Genomic DNA, 14,627 nt, shown 5'->3' with positions numbered 1-14,627 from the left:
AGGGAGGATGATCGGAGGGAGGTCGTGTAACACGGTTGTAAAGAAAGGAACAAAAAAAGGGAACGGATATTCGTTGTATATCTTGTAAAAGGGAATGGTTGTTCGTATAATAATATAGAGGTAAGAAGTGGCAAATAGCGGTTGACATTTCCAATTGATTAGTTTTATAATCAGAATGTAACCGAAATTAACGGAAACTAACAGTAACGATCCGAAATGAGGTGAGTTCTTTTGTCAGAAGCATTTTATACGATAAAAGAGATTGCGACACAATTGAAAGTATCAGAAAAAACAGTTTCAAATTGGATTAAAGATGGTTCGCTCGATTCCTATAAGGTTGGGAGACTTGTCCGTATATCCGAAGAACATTTGCAAAACTTCTTAACAAACAAAAACGGTGAAAATTAATAGGAGGAAATAAAAAAATGAACAATGTAACCCTAGTAGGACGTTTAACAAAAGCAGTTGATTTACGTTATACACCAAATGGCGTGGCGGTAGCAAGCGGTACAATCGCGGTACCACATGATTATAAGGACGAGCAAGGTAATCGCGGTGCGGACTTTATAAACATCGTTATATGGCGTGGACAAGCTGAAAATACAGCAAACCATACTGAAAAAGGTCAACGAGTAGCGATCACCGGGAAGATAAAATCACGCAACTATGAAAATGAACAAGGTGTTACTATTTGGGTAACTGAAGTTCACGCTGATAATGTTGAGTTTCTGGACAAGCCACAAGGAGAACAACAAGGGAACAATAACAATCAGCAGTACAACAATAATAACAATAATCAGCAGTACAACAACAATCGCAATAATAATAACCGCAACAACAATCAAAACCGTAATAACAACTATAACAATAATAGAAACAATAACCGATAGGAGGATATGAAATTGAAACCTACTTTACCGAAACGCATTCTTATTGAGACTGATGGACGTACATTAGAAATGATCGAAAAAGAGAATGGTGTATTTCATCTTACTGAAGGTTTGGACGGAGATTACAGAGTGATAGCTTTGTCTAAAAGCGAGTTACAGTTAGCGTATTCAGTTATGGTATTGGATTCTATTATTTAATAGTTACATAGGAGGGTGATTCGTTCACCTTCCTTTTTATAAAGGTGGTGCAAAAATTGGCGAATAAACGGACAAGAAAAAAGCAGGAAAAGAAAAAGAAAATATCTTTCCTTTCTTCTGAAGGTATTTCTCAAAAACAATTAAAGAAAACAAAAGGAAAACAATTAGAAAATTTATATAAGAAAAAAGAAAGAAACAAAAAGAATAGAGATAGATTAAGAAGTTATAGAGAAGAAGCGGAACGGTGGGGATTGGAAAACCCATCACAATATACATCAAGGAAGAAATTAGATAAAGCAATCGCGTCACAAAAGAGAAAGATCACAAGAGAAAGAAACAAAGCTGAAAAACGTAGGAAACATGCAGAACAGGTTGAGGGGTTAAATCTATTTGTTTTTTGGACAGATAAAGGTGGGTTCGATTTAGAGGAATGGTATACCCAACGTAGTGAAGTAGAAAGAGTGTATGATTTTGGTGGGACTGATGGTTTGAAACAATACATTTGGGATAACTTGAATGACAGATACGGCGTCCCTACAGGTGAATTTGATATTGTTTATTCAGAAAAACATCAAGTAATGGATATGACAGAGTATTATTACGCGGACGGTTTTAATGAAGTGTATAGAGGTAAGTGTCAATATTTATTACCATTATTAAAATTAATAGCAACCATGATGACTTGTTTATATGATCCGCAGCATAAAAGAGCATTCATAAGGCAATTAAAGGAAGCGGTACATATATTCGATGAAGGTTATGCAATTGAGATTTCAAATTTATTGAAAAGGAAGTAGAAAACATGACCACAAAAAAAGGCATAGAAAAAGAGTGTGAGAAGCCCTTCAAACTAGTCACACTCGATGTTGAAACCCGAGGAGAATACGGTGAAATATTTCTCTCAGGTATTTATGACGGAGAACGTTTCTTTCACTCCAGTAACCCTAGATTCATTTTAACACACCTACAATCACTAGGACAAGAGTATGATTTACACGTTTATGTGCATTTTTTAGATTTTGACATGTCTAAAATGTTATACAATATTTTAGGTACAGATAAGATAGATTTTAGTGAATCAACTTTTATAAATGATCGCGTTGCGGTTTGTAAATTAAACAACATGACATTTCATGATTCTTATAAATTATTACCTAGTTCACTAGCTGATATTTGTGAAAGTTTTGAGATGGGCGACTCTGGTAAAATGGATATTATGCCCTATGCAGAGTCACTAGGTTTTAAAGATAAAGAAGATTTTTTCAAGTGCGTTTCGTGCAATGACCCTGTTTTAGTTGATTATTTAGAAAGGGATTGTGTCTCTTTATATAACATCATTGTAGAAGTTATACAAATTAGTAGATTGAATGTACATGAATTTGTGACAGCACCAACAGTTGCATCATTGTCACTAAAGATATTCCGTAAATTTTGGAAAGAGGAATATAAAAAACTTACCTCTACCAATTACAATTACAATCCAGAATGCGAATACGTTGAACAACAAATTAGAAAAGCATATCACGGCGGACGTGTGGAGATCATCAAGCCAATAGCGGAAAATGTAAAGCATTACGACAAAGTAAGTATGTATCCTTCTATTATGAAGGAAATGGAAGTTCCTTATGGTTTGGTAAAAACATATAGATTGGGAGAAAAAATTCTACCGATAGATGTTTACGAAAGCTATAAATACTCAAATAAAAAGAATGGTAATGGTTTTGCTCTCGTAAAGATCAACATACCAGAAATGAACATTCCGCCGTTACCTTATAAATTTTCTCGAAAACTATTATTCCCTACCGGTAAATTATGGGGTGTGTGGTCATTCGATGAATTAATGATGGCAGAAGATTATGGAGCGGAAATCGAAGAAATACAAGAAGTGTACTTTTGGCCTAAAAAAGAAAAGTTGTTCAAGGGTTTTGTGACATATTTTGAATCCATGAAAACAAATGGTCACGGAGCTAAGAGAGATTTCGCCAAAAGAATTCTTAATGCGTTGTACGGAAAATTTGGTATGAGAAGGATTCAAAAAGCTTTTTGTAACGTGGAAGACGAAGCGGAAAGAATCGCAAAGGGCGAAGACTATGTCAAACTAACATATTCTAAAGTGAAGGGCATTAAACAAGAGTTTATCCAATATGCTACCGTTTCAAAATCAGCCTATATTCAACCGCATGTGTCCGCCTTGATAACGAGTTTAGGTAGAATATCTCACTATGAAATGATAAAAGAGCAAGAAGCAAAAGGGAACGTTTATTATTTCGATACGGATTCCGTCGTTTGTGACGCTGAAATAACACCGGGAAAAGTAGGTAAAAATTTCGGTGATTGGGACAAGAAGGGTGATGTTTCATACGGTTTATATATCCAAGAGAAATTTTATTCAGAAGTCGGTTATAAAGAAGAAGACGGAAAAATAGTAGCATACGAAAAAGTGAAAGCAAAAGGAATACGAAAAGATGTAAAGGAAAACATGCGTTATAGTGATTTCCAAGGATTATATCAAAACGTATTAGATGGTGATAGATCGGTAAAGATTTATCAAGATAGAACGAAACGCGTTTCTCTCTTACGTGCGTTAACAAGTAACCGTGATGTAGAAGCGAACAGTTTAGAATCGAAAAGCATTTCTTTACACCGGAGAAAGAAACGTTTAATAGATTATGTTGGGAATGTGAGTTTCCCTCATCACTTTGAAGATTATGATTCCACAAAACCTATGTATTGGTCTAATGACGAGTTAGATGAAAAGGTATGGCAAGAAATTAAATTTCACGACACACCAGATGGTAATATCAAGGGGGCATAAATATGTTAACGGAAAGAGAACAAGAAGCGATTGATTGTATTGCAGGATATATGGAAGAATTCGGTTTTGCGCCAAGTGTTAGGGAAATGGCGTCACGTTTGTATGTGTCACACCAAACGGCGCACCGCTATATATCCCAATTGGAAAGTAAAGGACGTATAAAGAGAATACATCATAGACCACGCGCTATCCGATTACTGATATAGAAGGAGGGGGACGCAATGAAGGACGAGTTGTTAGAGTTTGTTCATCAGTTAAAAGAATCGAACTCGCAAGTCGTATCGAAAGATTACGTAATTGATAGGATATTAAAAATAGTAGTAGATAGTTATAAAAAGGACTAGCGGACAAGCTAGTCTTTTTTTTATGCAAAAATGTGACAAGTGTCACGTTACACGAGAACGTCCGTTCGTATTATAGTATACATATAGCGAACAAACATTCGTTAAGGAGTGTGACACATGCAAATTATTGAACAGTTACAACGCGACAATGTCTTTCTATTAGAACAAAATAGACGATTGCGTGAATGTAAAAATGGGTTAACACGTAGAGTGTTTGAATTGCAAAATCGTATAAAAGAACTGGAAAACAAAAATGAAGCTTTACAAGTTGCATCGGGTGTTTATAGTCCGAATGCGGAACAACTAGCAAACATCATTCTACTTGCTGACCAATTAGAAAATGAAATAAAAAATATGGGGAGTGGATTACATGGACGACTTTAACGAATTTAAAGATGTGGAATCTTGCAAAATTATTATTAAAAATCTTATTTATTATGCGTCATTGATTATGACAAAAGAGCAACTATTAAAATGGGAAAATTCCGTTCTATACGATGGTGAAGTGAAAGAAATGATAAGCACCATGTCATCTAGCTTGCATAGCCATCATGCATATAAGGAGGGTAAATAAAATGAACGACATGCTAAAAGCAATTGAAGAAAACCCCTTTCTATTACGATTCGGTGACGGACAATTCTTCGCCAAAAAGAAGGACGAGGAAGAAGAGGGAGAGTTAGAAGAGGTTGAGGAAGAGGAAGAAGAGGAAGACGAAAAGCCGAAACCAAAACGCAAACCAAAATCAAAAAGTGAGGAGGATGCACCACAATGGGCAAAGACATTCATGTCGACGATACAGGAAGTAATAAAGCCGAAGGAACAGGAAGCGGGAGCGCAAAAAGTACCAGTTCCACCAAAACCGAAAGTGGAAGAAGAAGAGGAACCGGAAGTGGAGGAACTGGAGGAAGAGGACAACAAACCGAAGAAGAAAAGCTTCCTAAGTTGGTTCCTGTAGACGTCCCGGGGAAAGAAGAAGAAAAAGCGGAGATTGATGCAAAGTTAGAAGAGAAGCGCAAAAAGGATAGGGAACGAAAAGCCCGTTCGCGCGCGAATGCAAAATCTTCCCCACGATCCAAAGGAAAAGCAAAAGCACCGTCAATGGAAATCTTTCAATTAAAACCAATTCTAATGACAGTGTCACAAATGGTGGCTACCCGTGAAGGGTTCGAAATATGGGCTTTAAGTGAAACCGAAATTGATACGCTATGTGAACCGATAGAGAACATGTTAGCAAAAACGTCAGCACTTGAAAAAGTCGGGGAAAATAGTGACGCGATTGCACTTGCTATCGCATGTTTTACAATCTTTGTACCAAAATTCTTGATGTGGAATGCCACACGAAAACAAAAGAAAGCGCAGGTGGTAACAAATTATGCTAAACCAATTCAACCTACCGGAAACGCCGGGGGAAACAAAACAAGAGAGACTGGAACAAGTAGCGGACCAAGTGCTAGACCATCTACCGTTTCCGGTCAAAGTTTTAGCGGGGAACTCAATCAACTCATTCCGGCAAGCGCTCCATTTTGAGGACTTTGACGAGCAGATCGACAATGGCCTTGAAAAGCTGAAAGAAGTGATTGACTATGTCCAACATGGTACTTATCCGGGCGAGTAGGTGTATTTATGCCATACCTTTACAGGATTGGCGAACAAATTGGTGTCCCATCCTACCAAAATTGGATGAATGGTTTGTGACAGTAGGTGAGAAATATGTGGTCTTTGAATACGGCGATATCTGTTACCGTATGGACGAGCATTATTTCAACAGCTTACTACCAAAGGTTCCGTATTTATCACGCAAACAAGCTCTTAAAAATGGAAAGGGTGTTTTGCGTACGGAATCAAGTTACAACAAGAAGGGTGTGAAGAAACATGAATGGCATCCCGACTGATGAACATGTCTTTATTGCAGGAAAAACAGGTAGCGGAAAATCGTATCTAGCTGAAATATATCTAGCCGGATATGAACATGTTGTCATGTTAGATACAAAAGGACAGTCTTTGGAGCGAAGAAAAAAAGGTAAGGAACTTTGGTATGGGTTACGAGAGGGAAAGGACTTTGTACTGGTTGAGACACTGGAAGAAGTAGAAGAAGCCCGGACAAAGAAAATTATCTATTGTCCGTCACCCGAAGAGCAAACCGAAGAACATTATGACGCGCTTATGAAATGGGTATATGAGCGTGAAAATACGATTCTATGGATTGATGAGTTGATGCAGGTTGCCCCGTCACCTACAAAGTATCCGTTCCATTTGCGCGCACTTATGACGCGCGGGCGTAGTAAGGAAGCGACGGTTTGGGCTTGTACGCAAAGACCCGCTACGATCCCTATTGATGTATTTAACAATTCAAGTCATTTCTTTATTTTTGATTTAAACATCCCGGCGGATCGTGACCGCATTGTAAAAGCGACGGGTTGCCCGGAATTTTACGAAAAACCCGGTAAGTATAACTTTTGGTATATGCGGGACAGTGACGACGAACCCGTTCGCGCCACTTTGAAACTTTGAAAGGGGGTGGCTAATAGTGGAGGGTAAATTTGCAGGGGTCGGACTGAAAAACATTATTGTCCTATGGCTCATGTTCATTTTATTAACAGTCATGGCGAAAGCGATTTTAACAAAACATCCGGTTCGTGGACTTAGTGAAGTTGTCCAAGCCGTATAGGAGGTTCATTATGGAGAGTTTACGTGACTCACAAAGTCGTTCCGCATTGTTTGTTGTGTTAGGTGTACTAATAGGTGCAGGTCTAACAAGAACAGCAATGCATATGACAATGAAACACTTGAAACCGAAGGAGGAAACAAAAAATGAATCTATTCAGTCCAAAATGGTGGATTAATATGTTTATCACAACGTTTGTCACAATGATTTTCATTTATTTAATCAAAAAAATATCCGGTAAGTATGACATTCCTGTCGTAAAACCGATTGCGGAGGCGGTATAAGATGTACGTAGTTACTATTTATGATGGAAATATGAATCGTATTAATACACATTTCACGGGAAGCAAACCTACATTTCAGCAACTTGCTGACTTCAAAAATCGTTATGAAAATGCGGAATATGTGGAATCAAATGAACGTTTTTCTGACTTTGAAATCCGTGAAGGGGAACGAAAAGAACGACTTGCATATGAAGCAAAGCAAGCGGAATTAGAACGTATTAGAGTCGAACAAGGAGCATTACAAGGAACACCAAAATTTTCATCAGATACGAACGGGCCCGATAATGGTTTATATGAAGGAGGAACAAACTAATGGCACAACAAAAAGAGCAATATTCACCGCAACAACGCGCGATGATTTGGGCAACATCAACGCGTCAATATCAACAAACATTGCCTACACAAGTAGTCACACAAGAAGGCATGACACTTGATTTCACATTACCAAAAGCGCGTTTATTAACAAAGATTTGGTTACATGTGAAAGCCGTAGCCACGTTGAAAAGCTCTAGCGGGAACATTCAACGTGACCCGATGTCTCCATATGGTATTTTACGTCGAGTAGAACTCAACTTAAATAACGGCTTCTCACCTTACATTGTATCAGGTAAAGAACTGTTTATGTATAACGTTTTACGACAACATCCTGACGTATTATTACCAGGTTCAAATAAACAATCATTAAACTATGTGGAAAACGTAGCAACAACGGCGGGTAAGGATAATGAAATTCAATTTACCGTTCCGATCCCTGTAAGTTTAAATGACCGTGACCCTGTAGGTATGGTTATGCTACAAAACAATACGGCAAACGTAAACTTAACAGTGGCCGTTGACCAATTGGCGAATGCTTACAAATTAAATGCTTCAAATGCTGACCAAGTGACATTTAAATCTATGTCCATTACACCAGTGATTGAAACGTTTTCGATTCCATCTATCCCGGGCGGTCAACCGGATATGTCTGTACTAAAACTCGTACAATCGAAATCGGACATTTTTTCAGGCGGTGGACAAAATATTTTAAAACTAAACGTAGGTACGATTTATCGTAAACTACTATTCTATATTGAGGATTCGAACGGGAAACCGCTAGAGCCAAAAGACTTTACGGGCAATATGGAACTTGTCTTTAACCAAGCGGACACGCCTTACAATATCAAACCGGAAGTATTGGTTCATAAAAATCATAGTGATCTAGGTTATCCATTACCACCGGGTGTGTATTGCTTCGACTTCAGTAACCAAGGTGTACCGAATTTAGGCGGTAGCCGTGACTATATTGATAGTGAGCGATTAACAGAATTTTGGTTCCGCTTCTCTACACAAGTAGGCGGAAAAGTCACTGTCGTATCAGAAACATTATCACGATTACAAATGTAAGGGGCTTTATGCTCCTTACCTATTTATAAGGAGGGAACAGAATGGGACTGAATCATTTCTATCACGATTTATACCCGGATACAGGGTTCAATACGACAAGTGGAACGACTGTAGCGGAAATGGGTGACCAAGTTGTATTAGTGGATGAAAAGGACATTAAAACAGATGTGAAACCTAAGGTTGACCCAGTTACAGGTGCAAGCATTTGGAAGTCCATTGGTTTATTCATTATTATCATAATCGCATTCGGTTATGTGGCGGGGAGGTTGTAAAGATGGACGTTACACAAATGACTCAACTGATTGGTAGTTTGGGCTTCCCGATATTCGCATGTATTTATCACATGACGACTATGAAAAAGACACTAGATGCAAATACGCAATCTATTAACGCGAATACTCAAATCATGATGCAAGTACAAACATTTATTGCACAAGTGGCGCAAGGAAGCGGGGAGAAAAAATGAGTAAATCATTAATTCTAGTTGTCGCTATTCTTGCTTTATGGTTCTTTGTAATTCGCAAGAAAAAAGCGAAGGCGTGATGTGACATGAACAATGACGCAAAGGGTTTAACGTTTCTCACTCTATCCCTTTTATTTTTATGGCTCGTGTTTGACGACTTTGTCGGAAAGAAACGTCTGTCAAAATTGGCGCAAATGATGACACCGGACTTATCACTTCCAAGCGCTGGAGAGGTCGCTGAAAAAGTGGTGGACGGTGCGAAAGAGTCTGTAAAAGAAACAACAAAGAATACAAGGGAAGCACAAAAAGAAGCGGACAAAAAAGCGGGTGAGATTATGTTTGAGAAGCCCGCAAAAAATGAAAAAGACCCTAAAAAGAAAGAAGTATTAGAACGACTTTCTGAACAAAGCAAGAAACGTGCTGAAACGAACGCGTACAAAGATAAGGGGTGGCTCGGCTACAGTTGGGAAGACTTATTTGAAGATACGTGGGGTACGGTGAAAGGGTGGTTTAAATGAAAGAATTTACGGAGTCAATGCCATTCGTCATCTTCTTTATGTCCGTGACCGTCCTATTGCAATCCTTTACGAATGAGCGTGTAACAAATGGATTTTTGCTACTCGTGTTAATGAGTATGGTTGTTACAAATTCGGACAAGTTTATAAAACTATTAAATGAGGTGAGAGTATGACAAAAGTATTCGATATGATCGCGGGAATTGGAATGCTCATTGGTATTTATTTATTCCTTTCAAATGGTCGAGAAACAGTGTCAATCATTGAAGCAATGGGTAAAAACTCAATTGCGGGCATTAAAACATTACAAGGACGATAGGAGGGATTTACATGGATTACAAGCGCGACAATTTAAACCGTCACGCGTTCCGCGCATTGGACAAGCCTGTATATGAACCCTCTATCAATCTGAATGTGGAGTTTGACGAGTATCTCGGTTCTTATGCCTTATTAGTAAAGCATACGGCAAAGCAACCGAAAATGGTGGTTGCTGACCCGATAAAAGAGCCGTGGGAGAAAACACGACCAAACTTGCAAAATGAACAAATTCGAAGAGAGGATTTCCCGCAAGGCTACTATTTCGGAAATCCAATTATGGGGGTGTAGGGAATGCCTGAATTTGAAAGACTCGACCCTCCTGCAAGTGGTGGGGGTGGTGGAAAACATAAACCGAAGTTTGACAAAAAACAAAAGATGCTATTACTAGGAGGCGGGGTTGCCGTCGTCCTAGTGGCTCTTTTTATGAACAAATCAAAGCATAGCGGTGGATCGTCGCAAGAAGCCGTAGAGGAAGAACTGAAGGATTACTATACAAACTATCCAACACTCGGAAGTCAAAATGCCGTTGTACAAGATGGAATGAACACACTTGTCGGGCGACAAGAAGAATTGCTTAATTCCATTTTAGAAATGCAAGGGAAGAAAGACCCGAAAGAACTGACGCAAATTTATGTCACATTTGACAGTCCGGAGGAAGCGTTAAAACGTCAACAATATTTAATCAATGCCGGAGCAAGTACAACGTATGTGAAGAAACAATTTATCAAAGATGGTTGGGCGGGTTCGAAGGATTATTATGTAGTCGCTGCATACGGGAAAGACCGTGAAGAAATGGCGGAACTCGTGAAAAAAGGCGTGCAAGATAAACAATGGGGCGGAATGGAAGTAGGGAAAGTGCGGACACAAGACGCACCAAACTACGGTTCACATTCTCGTAGTTATTAATGGCTTTAGATGTTAGACCATTCATAAACGACGCCCAACGAATCCAAAAAGAAACGGGAATCCCTGCTTCAATCATTCTCGGTCAAATGGTTTTTGAATCAAGCGGAAAGAATCCCGGGGGCATGTCCGGTCTTGCTTATAATGCGAAGAATTTATTCGGCATCAAAGGAGTCGGGTCCGCCGGAACATATACCGTATGGTCACAAGAGTATGACGCGGGCGGGGGACGTGTTTCCGGTTTCCGGAAATACAACAGTTATTACGAATCCATGCTAGACCATGCAAGACTTTTGCAAACACCGCGCTATGCTTCCAAGTTACAAGGAGCGAAGACATATGAAGACTTCGCGCGCGGGATTAAGGCGGGTGGATACGCAACAGACCCGAATTATGCGGGGCAACTGATCAACATCATTAAACAAAATGGATTAGACAAGTATGACGACGGGACGCCATACACCGGAGAAGGGAGCGTTCCTGCCGGTGGAGGGAGTGATAAACGTGGAATATTCACAAGTGTCGCTAATGGCGTCATTCGTGCCTTGCTTATTCTATTGGCTTTTGTGGCTTGTGTTCTCTTTTTTGCCAAGGCATTCCCGCAAGTGGAAGCAACGGCAAAGAGCGGAGCAAAGAAAGTTGCAAAGTCTTCCCCACGATCCAAGGGATATAAAAAAGTAAAACAGAAAGGCGGTGCTACGAATGGCAGACCTACAGGGACTCAAACTAAACGACAAGTTGAAGCAAGTCTATGACAAGGCGTTATCCCTCGGTTTGCGATTCACGAGCGGATACCGCCCCGGTTCTACCGGACCGAGTGGAAGACCGGATAGCCATTCTCAAGGCATGGCGATGGACTTCGCGGGTTCGAAAGATAAAATGGACGAATTTGCAAAATGGGCAAAAACGTCACCGCTTTTTACAGAAGTGTTATGGCAAACCGCCGGACATTATGACCATGTGCATGTTGGGTGGCAAGAGGGAAAACACCAAGCCGGAAAAATGTATGTAGGCGATAAAACATTGATTGATAGACCTAAAGGGGACGGGGGCGGTGACCTAAGCACGGGGACGGCTTCCCCAAATTCCGACAAAGGTTTTATCACGAGTGCATTTATGGGAATCATACGCGCTGTTATGATAATCGTCTTTTTAATCATAGCTGTGTATTTCTTCTTCCAAGCATTCCCGGATATAAAAGTAAAAGTATTGTAAGGAGTTGAAAACATGTTAAAGGATAATACATGGCGTGAGGTCACGCTCACACTACCGCCTAAAATGGCGTATACACATCATTTCATTGATACAATCCCAAACCATTATGACATTAACAATCTATCTGTAGCGACGCTATACGCGGGCGTTCGTGTCCTACCAAGTCCAAGAGAATACGAATTACTTGTACCGGGTAATGGACGAAACGTTTTAGCAAGGAAAGAAGGAGCTTCTCAAATTCAAATTTATAACGATAGTGAGGATGCTGCACGAATCATTTTAACATCGTTTAATGAACCGTTTAACCCTGCTGTACTTGCTAATAGTGGTAGTGTAGCCCCGATTTCAAACGGTGGCGGTGGGGTAAGTGATACGGTCACGGTAAAAGGATTTACAAGCGCCTTACCTGCCGGGAGCAACAATATTGGTAAAGTAGTCGTCACGGAAATGCCTACCGTTCCAATTGAGTTTAAAACATTACCTTCAGGTACAAATATGATTGGTAATGTAGGTGTCACGAAACTACCGCCACTTGCTGAAGGTACAAGTCATATCGGAAGTGTGAATGTAGAAGGTGGGGTTTCCATTGCAAGTATGCCACCTGTACAGGTTACAAATGACCCGGTGCGAGCAAGTCATTTTTCCTTTGAAGCAAATATTGCAACAAGTAATTACGTGTGTAATGTTGTTGACGTTATTAAATTCTCTTACATCATCAATGAAGGAGATACAGACCTATTTTTAAACTTTGATGATAATACGTTAAGCCCTGGTATCATAGGGGGAAAAAACAATACGATCCGTTTAAAACCAGGTGAGCAACTATCAGAGTTTACTAGGAAAGCAACTAAAATAACATTCGTTCGCCAAAGTGGTAACGGTATGGTTCGAATATTGGGGGTGTAATAGATGGCGTTACTTAGAACGATTCAACAGGATTTAAAAACAAAGAAACTCACTGCGACTACTGGAAGTTCTATTTATCATAAAGTAGCTAGAATACAAGTTTCTAATCCCGTAGATAGTGGTGAAGGTTGTACATTCCAAGGGACAGCTATTGTGCAATCTAATTACGGTAAAACAGGTACACATCAGCCACAATACATGTTTTCATTCGGAGTTCGTGGGAATAATAACCTGTTTTCCTTAACACCTTCCCTATTAAAAGTAGGGGATAGTAATGAATCAACAGTTGTTTTTGAAGTATACAAAGATACAATAGGTTTTCATTATTTATACCTTGTACAACCTTTATATTCTTATGGTGGTGTTATCACCTATAAAAATATAGGTTGTGAAGAATACTGGGAAAAACAAGATTCCCCGCCGATTGATTACACCTTAGTATGGAGTAGTGAAACAGGAGCTACACAAGGCGTATATGAAGGTGGTAGACGATTATTAACGGAAACGAAAGCGAAACAACTCTATACAGCTAGTGATGATTCTACAAGTCGATTAGTTAATTTAGACGTAGGTCTCTCTTCACCTTTCTACCAATTAGAAGATGGGTTGCGAGTGACAAAACAAGGAAACATCATTCATTTAAACGGTGGGTTACAACATGGAATTAACTTAAAATATCAAAACATTGCTAAAGTACCGCCCGGTTATGAACCGAAATATAAAACACCGTTACACGGTTTTTACAATAAGGCAAGCGGGGAATTTGTTAGCATCCCACTACTTTTAAAACCAGATGGATATATCGTCATGATGGGGGATAGAAACGATCCGGCAACACCTACAAATATGTATGTATCGGGAACGTGGAATATAAAATCATAAGGGGGAAATGAGAATGGGTGTAATAGCTGATTTATCACATCATGAAATAGTAAATTGGAGTCGTGCAAGTAAACAATTAGATTTTGCTATATTGCGTGTGCAAGATGGAAGTAGGGTTATAGATCGTGAGTATCAAAAGAATGTGACAGGATGTAAAGCCTATGGTGTACCATTTGGTAACTATGCATTTTGTCGCTTTGTATCTGAAAATGATGCTAGAGTGGAAGCGCGTGACTTCTGGGAGCGTGGGGACAAGGATGCGACAATATGGTTTGCTGATATAGAAGTAACCACGATGGATGATATGAGAGCCGGAACACAAGCATTCATTGACGAGTTACGACGATTAGGAGCGAAGCGCGTCGGAATTTATGTAGCACATCATAAATACAAGGAGTTCCAAGCTGATAAAATCAATGCGGATGCTGTATGGATACCTCGTTACCCTAACAAACCTCTATTCCCTTGTGACCTATGGCAATACAGCGAAACGGGGCGTGTGGACGGTATATCGGGTGACGTAGACTTAAACTATCTGACAGGTACAAAACCTCTTAAATGGTTTACAGGAAGCGTGAATACAAACTTCCAAATTCATATAGGAGACTTTGACGAATTGACTTGGGCGGGAGATTCTAAAAGGGAAGTGAAAGAGTTTCTAGAAGGGTATGGTGTTTGGGATATGCGACTAGAGAAAAACGCATACCGATTGATCGTAGGAGATTTCTGTAATGAGGAATGGTGCGACGAAACGTTACAAAGATTAAAAGAAAGATTTCCGGGTTACGGAATGTGGAAGGTGAATATTTAGATGTTTAATGAGGGACTTGTTCAAAACCAAGTTC

29 protein-coding genes are annotated in these 14,627 nt (G+C 39.5%); all 29 read left to right on the top strand.

The genetic code is table 11. The features are described 5' to 3' along the window. Nucleotides 1–231: 231 nt before the first annotated feature. The 29 genes from QCI73_RS30715 (at nucleotide 232) to QCI73_RS30575 (ending at nucleotide 14,593) form a co-directional block, all read left to right on the top strand. On the top strand, nucleotides 232–408 hold the full coding sequence (locus tag QCI73_RS30715; protein ID WP_353824196.1) for a helix-turn-helix domain-containing protein: 177 nt from the start codon (nucleotides 232–234) through the stop codon (nucleotides 406–408). Between the two features lie 17 nt (nucleotides 409–425). After that, a complete protein-coding gene (locus QCI73_RS30710) occupies nucleotides 426–890 on the top strand; it encodes a single-stranded DNA-binding protein (protein ID WP_353824195.1) in 465 nt (154 codons plus the stop codon). Between the two features lie 12 nt (nucleotides 891–902). Further along, entirely contained in the window at nucleotides 903–1,088 is a 186-nt protein-coding gene (locus tag QCI73_RS30705; protein ID WP_353824194.1) for a hypothetical protein, read from the top strand. Nucleotides 1,089–1,144: 56 nt separating this feature from the next. Beyond that, nucleotides 1,145–1,885 carry a hypothetical protein gene (locus QCI73_RS30700; RefSeq protein WP_353824193.1) on the top strand — a complete coding sequence of 247 codons (741 nt, stop codon included), beginning with the start codon at nucleotides 1,145–1,147 and terminating at the stop codon, nucleotides 1,883–1,885. A 5-nt stretch (nucleotides 1,886–1,890) separates the two neighbouring features. Then, nucleotides 1,891–3,903 carry a DNA polymerase gene (locus tag QCI73_RS30695; RefSeq protein ID WP_353824192.1) on the top strand — a complete coding sequence of 671 codons (2,013 nt, stop codon included), beginning with the start codon at nucleotides 1,891–1,893 and terminating at the stop codon, nucleotides 3,901–3,903. Between the two features lie 2 nt (nucleotides 3,904–3,905). Then, nucleotides 3,906–4,109, top strand: coding sequence for a LexA family protein (locus tag QCI73_RS30690; protein WP_353824191.1), 204 nt, complete (start codon nucleotides 3,906–3,908; stop codon nucleotides 4,107–4,109). Between the two features lie 15 nt (nucleotides 4,110–4,124). Continuing rightward, nucleotides 4,125–4,247 carry a hypothetical protein gene (locus QCI73_RS30685; RefSeq protein WP_353824190.1) on the top strand — a complete coding sequence of 41 codons (123 nt, stop codon included), beginning with the start codon at nucleotides 4,125–4,127 and terminating at the stop codon, nucleotides 4,245–4,247. A 117-nt stretch (nucleotides 4,248–4,364) separates the two neighbouring features. Further along, nucleotides 4,365–4,631: a hypothetical protein gene (locus QCI73_RS30680; RefSeq protein WP_353824189.1), complete on the top strand. Its 267-nt coding sequence runs from the start codon at nucleotides 4,365–4,367 to the stop codon at nucleotides 4,629–4,631. After that, entirely contained in the window at nucleotides 4,618–4,821 is a 204-nt protein-coding gene (locus QCI73_RS30675) for a hypothetical protein (protein WP_353824188.1), read from the top strand. Before QCI73_RS30680 ends, QCI73_RS30675 begins: the two co-directional genes overlap by 14 nt. Nucleotide 4,822: 1 nt before the next feature. After that, nucleotides 4,823–5,203: a hypothetical protein gene (locus QCI73_RS30670; RefSeq protein WP_353824187.1), complete on the top strand. Its 381-nt coding sequence runs from the start codon at nucleotides 4,823–4,825 to the stop codon at nucleotides 5,201–5,203. Continuing rightward, nucleotides 5,191–5,775, top strand: coding sequence for a hypothetical protein (locus tag QCI73_RS30665; protein ID WP_003257741.1), 585 nt, complete (start codon nucleotides 5,191–5,193; stop codon nucleotides 5,773–5,775). The genes QCI73_RS30670 and QCI73_RS30665 overlap by 13 nt, the downstream gene beginning before the upstream one ends. Before the next feature lie 164 nt (nucleotides 5,776–5,939). Next, a complete protein-coding gene (locus tag QCI73_RS30660; RefSeq protein WP_353824186.1) occupies nucleotides 5,940–6,140 on the top strand; it encodes a hypothetical protein in 201 nt (66 codons plus the stop codon). Further along, nucleotides 6,121–6,759, top strand: coding sequence for an ATP-binding protein (locus QCI73_RS30655; protein WP_262727675.1), 639 nt, complete (start codon nucleotides 6,121–6,123; stop codon nucleotides 6,757–6,759). The genes QCI73_RS30660 and QCI73_RS30655 overlap by 20 nt, the downstream gene beginning before the upstream one ends. Nucleotides 6,760–6,775: 16 nt before the next feature. Further along, nucleotides 6,776–6,916, top strand: coding sequence for a hypothetical protein (locus QCI73_RS30650; RefSeq protein ID WP_262727676.1), 141 nt, complete (start codon nucleotides 6,776–6,778; stop codon nucleotides 6,914–6,916). A 10-nt stretch (nucleotides 6,917–6,926) separates the two neighbouring features. Further along, a complete protein-coding gene (locus QCI73_RS30645; RefSeq protein ID WP_262727677.1) occupies nucleotides 6,927–7,091 on the top strand; it encodes a hypothetical protein in 165 nt (54 codons plus the stop codon). A gap of 107 nt (nucleotides 7,092–7,198) precedes the next feature. Beyond that, the gene (locus QCI73_RS30640) at nucleotides 7,199–7,510 is read left to right on the top strand and encodes a hypothetical protein (protein ID WP_353824185.1); all 312 of its coding nucleotides are present in this window, start codon (nucleotides 7,199–7,201) and stop codon (nucleotides 7,508–7,510) included. Further along, complete coding sequence (locus tag QCI73_RS30635) at nucleotides 7,510–8,580, top strand: cytoplasmic protein (RefSeq protein ID WP_353824184.1); 1,071 nt, start codon at nucleotides 7,510–7,512, stop codon at nucleotides 8,578–8,580. Before QCI73_RS30640 ends, QCI73_RS30635 begins: the two co-directional genes overlap by 1 nt. Before the next feature lie 41 nt (nucleotides 8,581–8,621). Continuing rightward, nucleotides 8,622–8,852 (top strand): hypothetical protein, encoded by a 231-nt coding sequence (locus QCI73_RS30630; protein ID WP_353824183.1) that lies wholly within the window; start codon nucleotides 8,622–8,624, stop codon nucleotides 8,850–8,852. Nucleotides 8,853–8,854: 2 nt separating this feature from the next. Further along, nucleotides 8,855–9,046 (top strand): hypothetical protein, encoded by a 192-nt coding sequence (locus QCI73_RS30625; protein ID WP_021729038.1) that lies wholly within the window; start codon nucleotides 8,855–8,857, stop codon nucleotides 9,044–9,046. A gap of 83 nt (nucleotides 9,047–9,129) precedes the next feature. Then, entirely contained in the window at nucleotides 9,130–9,561 is a 432-nt protein-coding gene (locus tag QCI73_RS30620) for a cytoplasmic protein (protein WP_270711522.1), read from the top strand. After that, nucleotides 9,558–9,734: a hypothetical protein gene (locus QCI73_RS30615; protein ID WP_000657808.1), complete on the top strand. Its 177-nt coding sequence runs from the start codon at nucleotides 9,558–9,560 to the stop codon at nucleotides 9,732–9,734. The genes QCI73_RS30620 and QCI73_RS30615 overlap by 4 nt, the downstream gene beginning before the upstream one ends. Then, nucleotides 9,731–9,877 (top strand): hypothetical protein, encoded by a 147-nt coding sequence (locus tag QCI73_RS30610; RefSeq protein WP_000169698.1) that lies wholly within the window; start codon nucleotides 9,731–9,733, stop codon nucleotides 9,875–9,877. The genes QCI73_RS30615 and QCI73_RS30610 overlap by 4 nt, the downstream gene beginning before the upstream one ends. Before the next feature lie 11 nt (nucleotides 9,878–9,888). Next, a complete protein-coding gene (locus tag QCI73_RS30605) occupies nucleotides 9,889–10,164 on the top strand; it encodes a hypothetical protein (RefSeq protein ID WP_000384937.1) in 276 nt (91 codons plus the stop codon). 3 nt (nucleotides 10,165–10,167) lie between these two features. Next, entirely contained in the window at nucleotides 10,168–10,782 is a 615-nt protein-coding gene (locus QCI73_RS30600) for a hypothetical protein (protein ID WP_061129588.1), read from the top strand. Continuing rightward, nucleotides 10,782–11,534, top strand: coding sequence for a glycoside hydrolase family 73 protein (locus tag QCI73_RS30595; RefSeq protein WP_061129587.1), 753 nt, complete (start codon nucleotides 10,782–10,784; stop codon nucleotides 11,532–11,534). Before QCI73_RS30600 ends, QCI73_RS30595 begins: the two co-directional genes overlap by 1 nt. Continuing rightward, nucleotides 11,482–11,994, top strand: a complete 513-nt coding sequence (locus tag QCI73_RS30590; protein WP_048533790.1) for a membrane protein — start codon at nucleotides 11,482–11,484, stop codon at nucleotides 11,992–11,994. Before QCI73_RS30595 ends, QCI73_RS30590 begins: the two co-directional genes overlap by 53 nt. Before the next feature lie 12 nt (nucleotides 11,995–12,006). Further along, entirely contained in the window at nucleotides 12,007–12,900 is an 894-nt protein-coding gene (locus QCI73_RS30585) for a hypothetical protein (RefSeq protein ID WP_353824180.1), read from the top strand. Nucleotides 12,901–12,903: 3 nt separating this feature from the next. Further along, a complete protein-coding gene (locus tag QCI73_RS30580; protein WP_353824179.1) occupies nucleotides 12,904–13,782 on the top strand; it encodes a hypothetical protein in 879 nt (292 codons plus the stop codon). A gap of 13 nt (nucleotides 13,783–13,795) precedes the next feature. Continuing rightward, a complete protein-coding gene (locus tag QCI73_RS30575) occupies nucleotides 13,796–14,593 on the top strand; it encodes a glycoside hydrolase family 25 protein (RefSeq protein ID WP_353824178.1) in 798 nt (265 codons plus the stop codon). The last annotated feature ends 34 nt before the right edge of the window (nucleotides 14,594–14,627 follow it).

The organism is Bacillus cereus group sp. MG16, assembly GCF_040459875.1.
Classification (GTDB): Bacteria; Bacillota; Bacilli; order Bacillales; family Bacillaceae_G; genus Bacillus_A; species Bacillus_A paranthracis.
This window is presented reverse-complemented; position numbering and strand designations above follow the sequence as displayed.

What these genes read in the sequence shown, in the direction of transcription:
- QCI73_RS30710 (WP_353824195.1), top strand. Translation starts at nt 426, where the DNA reads ATGAACAATGTAACCCTAGTAGGACGTTTAACAAAAGCAGTTGATTTA.
- QCI73_RS30695 (WP_353824192.1), top strand. Translation starts at nt 1,891, where the DNA reads ATGACCACAAAAAAAGGCATAGAAAAAGAGTGTGAGAAGCCCTTCAAA.
- QCI73_RS30690 (WP_353824191.1), top strand. Translation starts at nt 3,906, where the DNA reads ATGTTAACGGAAAGAGAACAAGAAGCGATTGATTGTATTGCAGGATAT.
- QCI73_RS30685 (WP_353824190.1), top strand. Translation starts at nt 4,125, where the DNA reads ATGAAGGACGAGTTGTTAGAGTTTGTTCATCAGTTAAAAGAATCGAAC.
- QCI73_RS30680 (WP_353824189.1), top strand. Translation starts at nt 4,365, where the DNA reads ATGCAAATTATTGAACAGTTACAACGCGACAATGTCTTTCTATTAGAA.
- QCI73_RS30675 (WP_353824188.1), top strand. Translation starts at nt 4,618, where the DNA reads ATGGACGACTTTAACGAATTTAAAGATGTGGAATCTTGCAAAATTATT.
- QCI73_RS30670 (WP_353824187.1), top strand. Translation starts at nt 4,823, where the DNA reads ATGAACGACATGCTAAAAGCAATTGAAGAAAACCCCTTTCTATTACGA.
- QCI73_RS30655 (WP_262727675.1), top strand. Translation starts at nt 6,121, where the DNA reads ATGAATGGCATCCCGACTGATGAACATGTCTTTATTGCAGGAAAAACA.
- QCI73_RS30645 (WP_262727677.1), top strand. Translation starts at nt 6,927, where the DNA reads ATGGAGAGTTTACGTGACTCACAAAGTCGTTCCGCATTGTTTGTTGTG.
- QCI73_RS30640 (WP_353824185.1), top strand. Translation starts at nt 7,199, where the DNA reads ATGTACGTAGTTACTATTTATGATGGAAATATGAATCGTATTAATACA.
- QCI73_RS30635 (WP_353824184.1), top strand. Translation starts at nt 7,510, where the DNA reads ATGGCACAACAAAAAGAGCAATATTCACCGCAACAACGCGCGATGATT.
- QCI73_RS30630 (WP_353824183.1), top strand. Translation starts at nt 8,622, where the DNA reads ATGGGACTGAATCATTTCTATCACGATTTATACCCGGATACAGGGTTC.
- QCI73_RS30625 (WP_021729038.1), top strand. Translation starts at nt 8,855, where the DNA reads ATGGACGTTACACAAATGACTCAACTGATTGGTAGTTTGGGCTTCCCG.
- QCI73_RS30620 (WP_270711522.1), top strand. Translation starts at nt 9,130, where the DNA reads ATGAACAATGACGCAAAGGGTTTAACGTTTCTCACTCTATCCCTTTTA.
- QCI73_RS30615 (WP_000657808.1), top strand. Translation starts at nt 9,558, where the DNA reads ATGAAAGAATTTACGGAGTCAATGCCATTCGTCATCTTCTTTATGTCC.
- QCI73_RS30610 (WP_000169698.1), top strand. Translation starts at nt 9,731, where the DNA reads ATGACAAAAGTATTCGATATGATCGCGGGAATTGGAATGCTCATTGGT.
- QCI73_RS30605 (WP_000384937.1), top strand. Translation starts at nt 9,889, where the DNA reads ATGGATTACAAGCGCGACAATTTAAACCGTCACGCGTTCCGCGCATTG.
- QCI73_RS30600 (WP_061129588.1), top strand. Translation starts at nt 10,168, where the DNA reads ATGCCTGAATTTGAAAGACTCGACCCTCCTGCAAGTGGTGGGGGTGGT.
- QCI73_RS30595 (WP_061129587.1), top strand. Translation starts at nt 10,782, where the DNA reads ATGGCTTTAGATGTTAGACCATTCATAAACGACGCCCAACGAATCCAA.
- QCI73_RS30590 (WP_048533790.1), top strand. Translation starts at nt 11,482, where the DNA reads ATGGCAGACCTACAGGGACTCAAACTAAACGACAAGTTGAAGCAAGTC.
- QCI73_RS30585 (WP_353824180.1), top strand. Translation starts at nt 12,007, where the DNA reads ATGTTAAAGGATAATACATGGCGTGAGGTCACGCTCACACTACCGCCT.
- QCI73_RS30580 (WP_353824179.1), top strand. Translation starts at nt 12,904, where the DNA reads ATGGCGTTACTTAGAACGATTCAACAGGATTTAAAAACAAAGAAACTC.
- QCI73_RS30575 (WP_353824178.1), top strand. Translation starts at nt 13,796, where the DNA reads ATGGGTGTAATAGCTGATTTATCACATCATGAAATAGTAAATTGGAGT.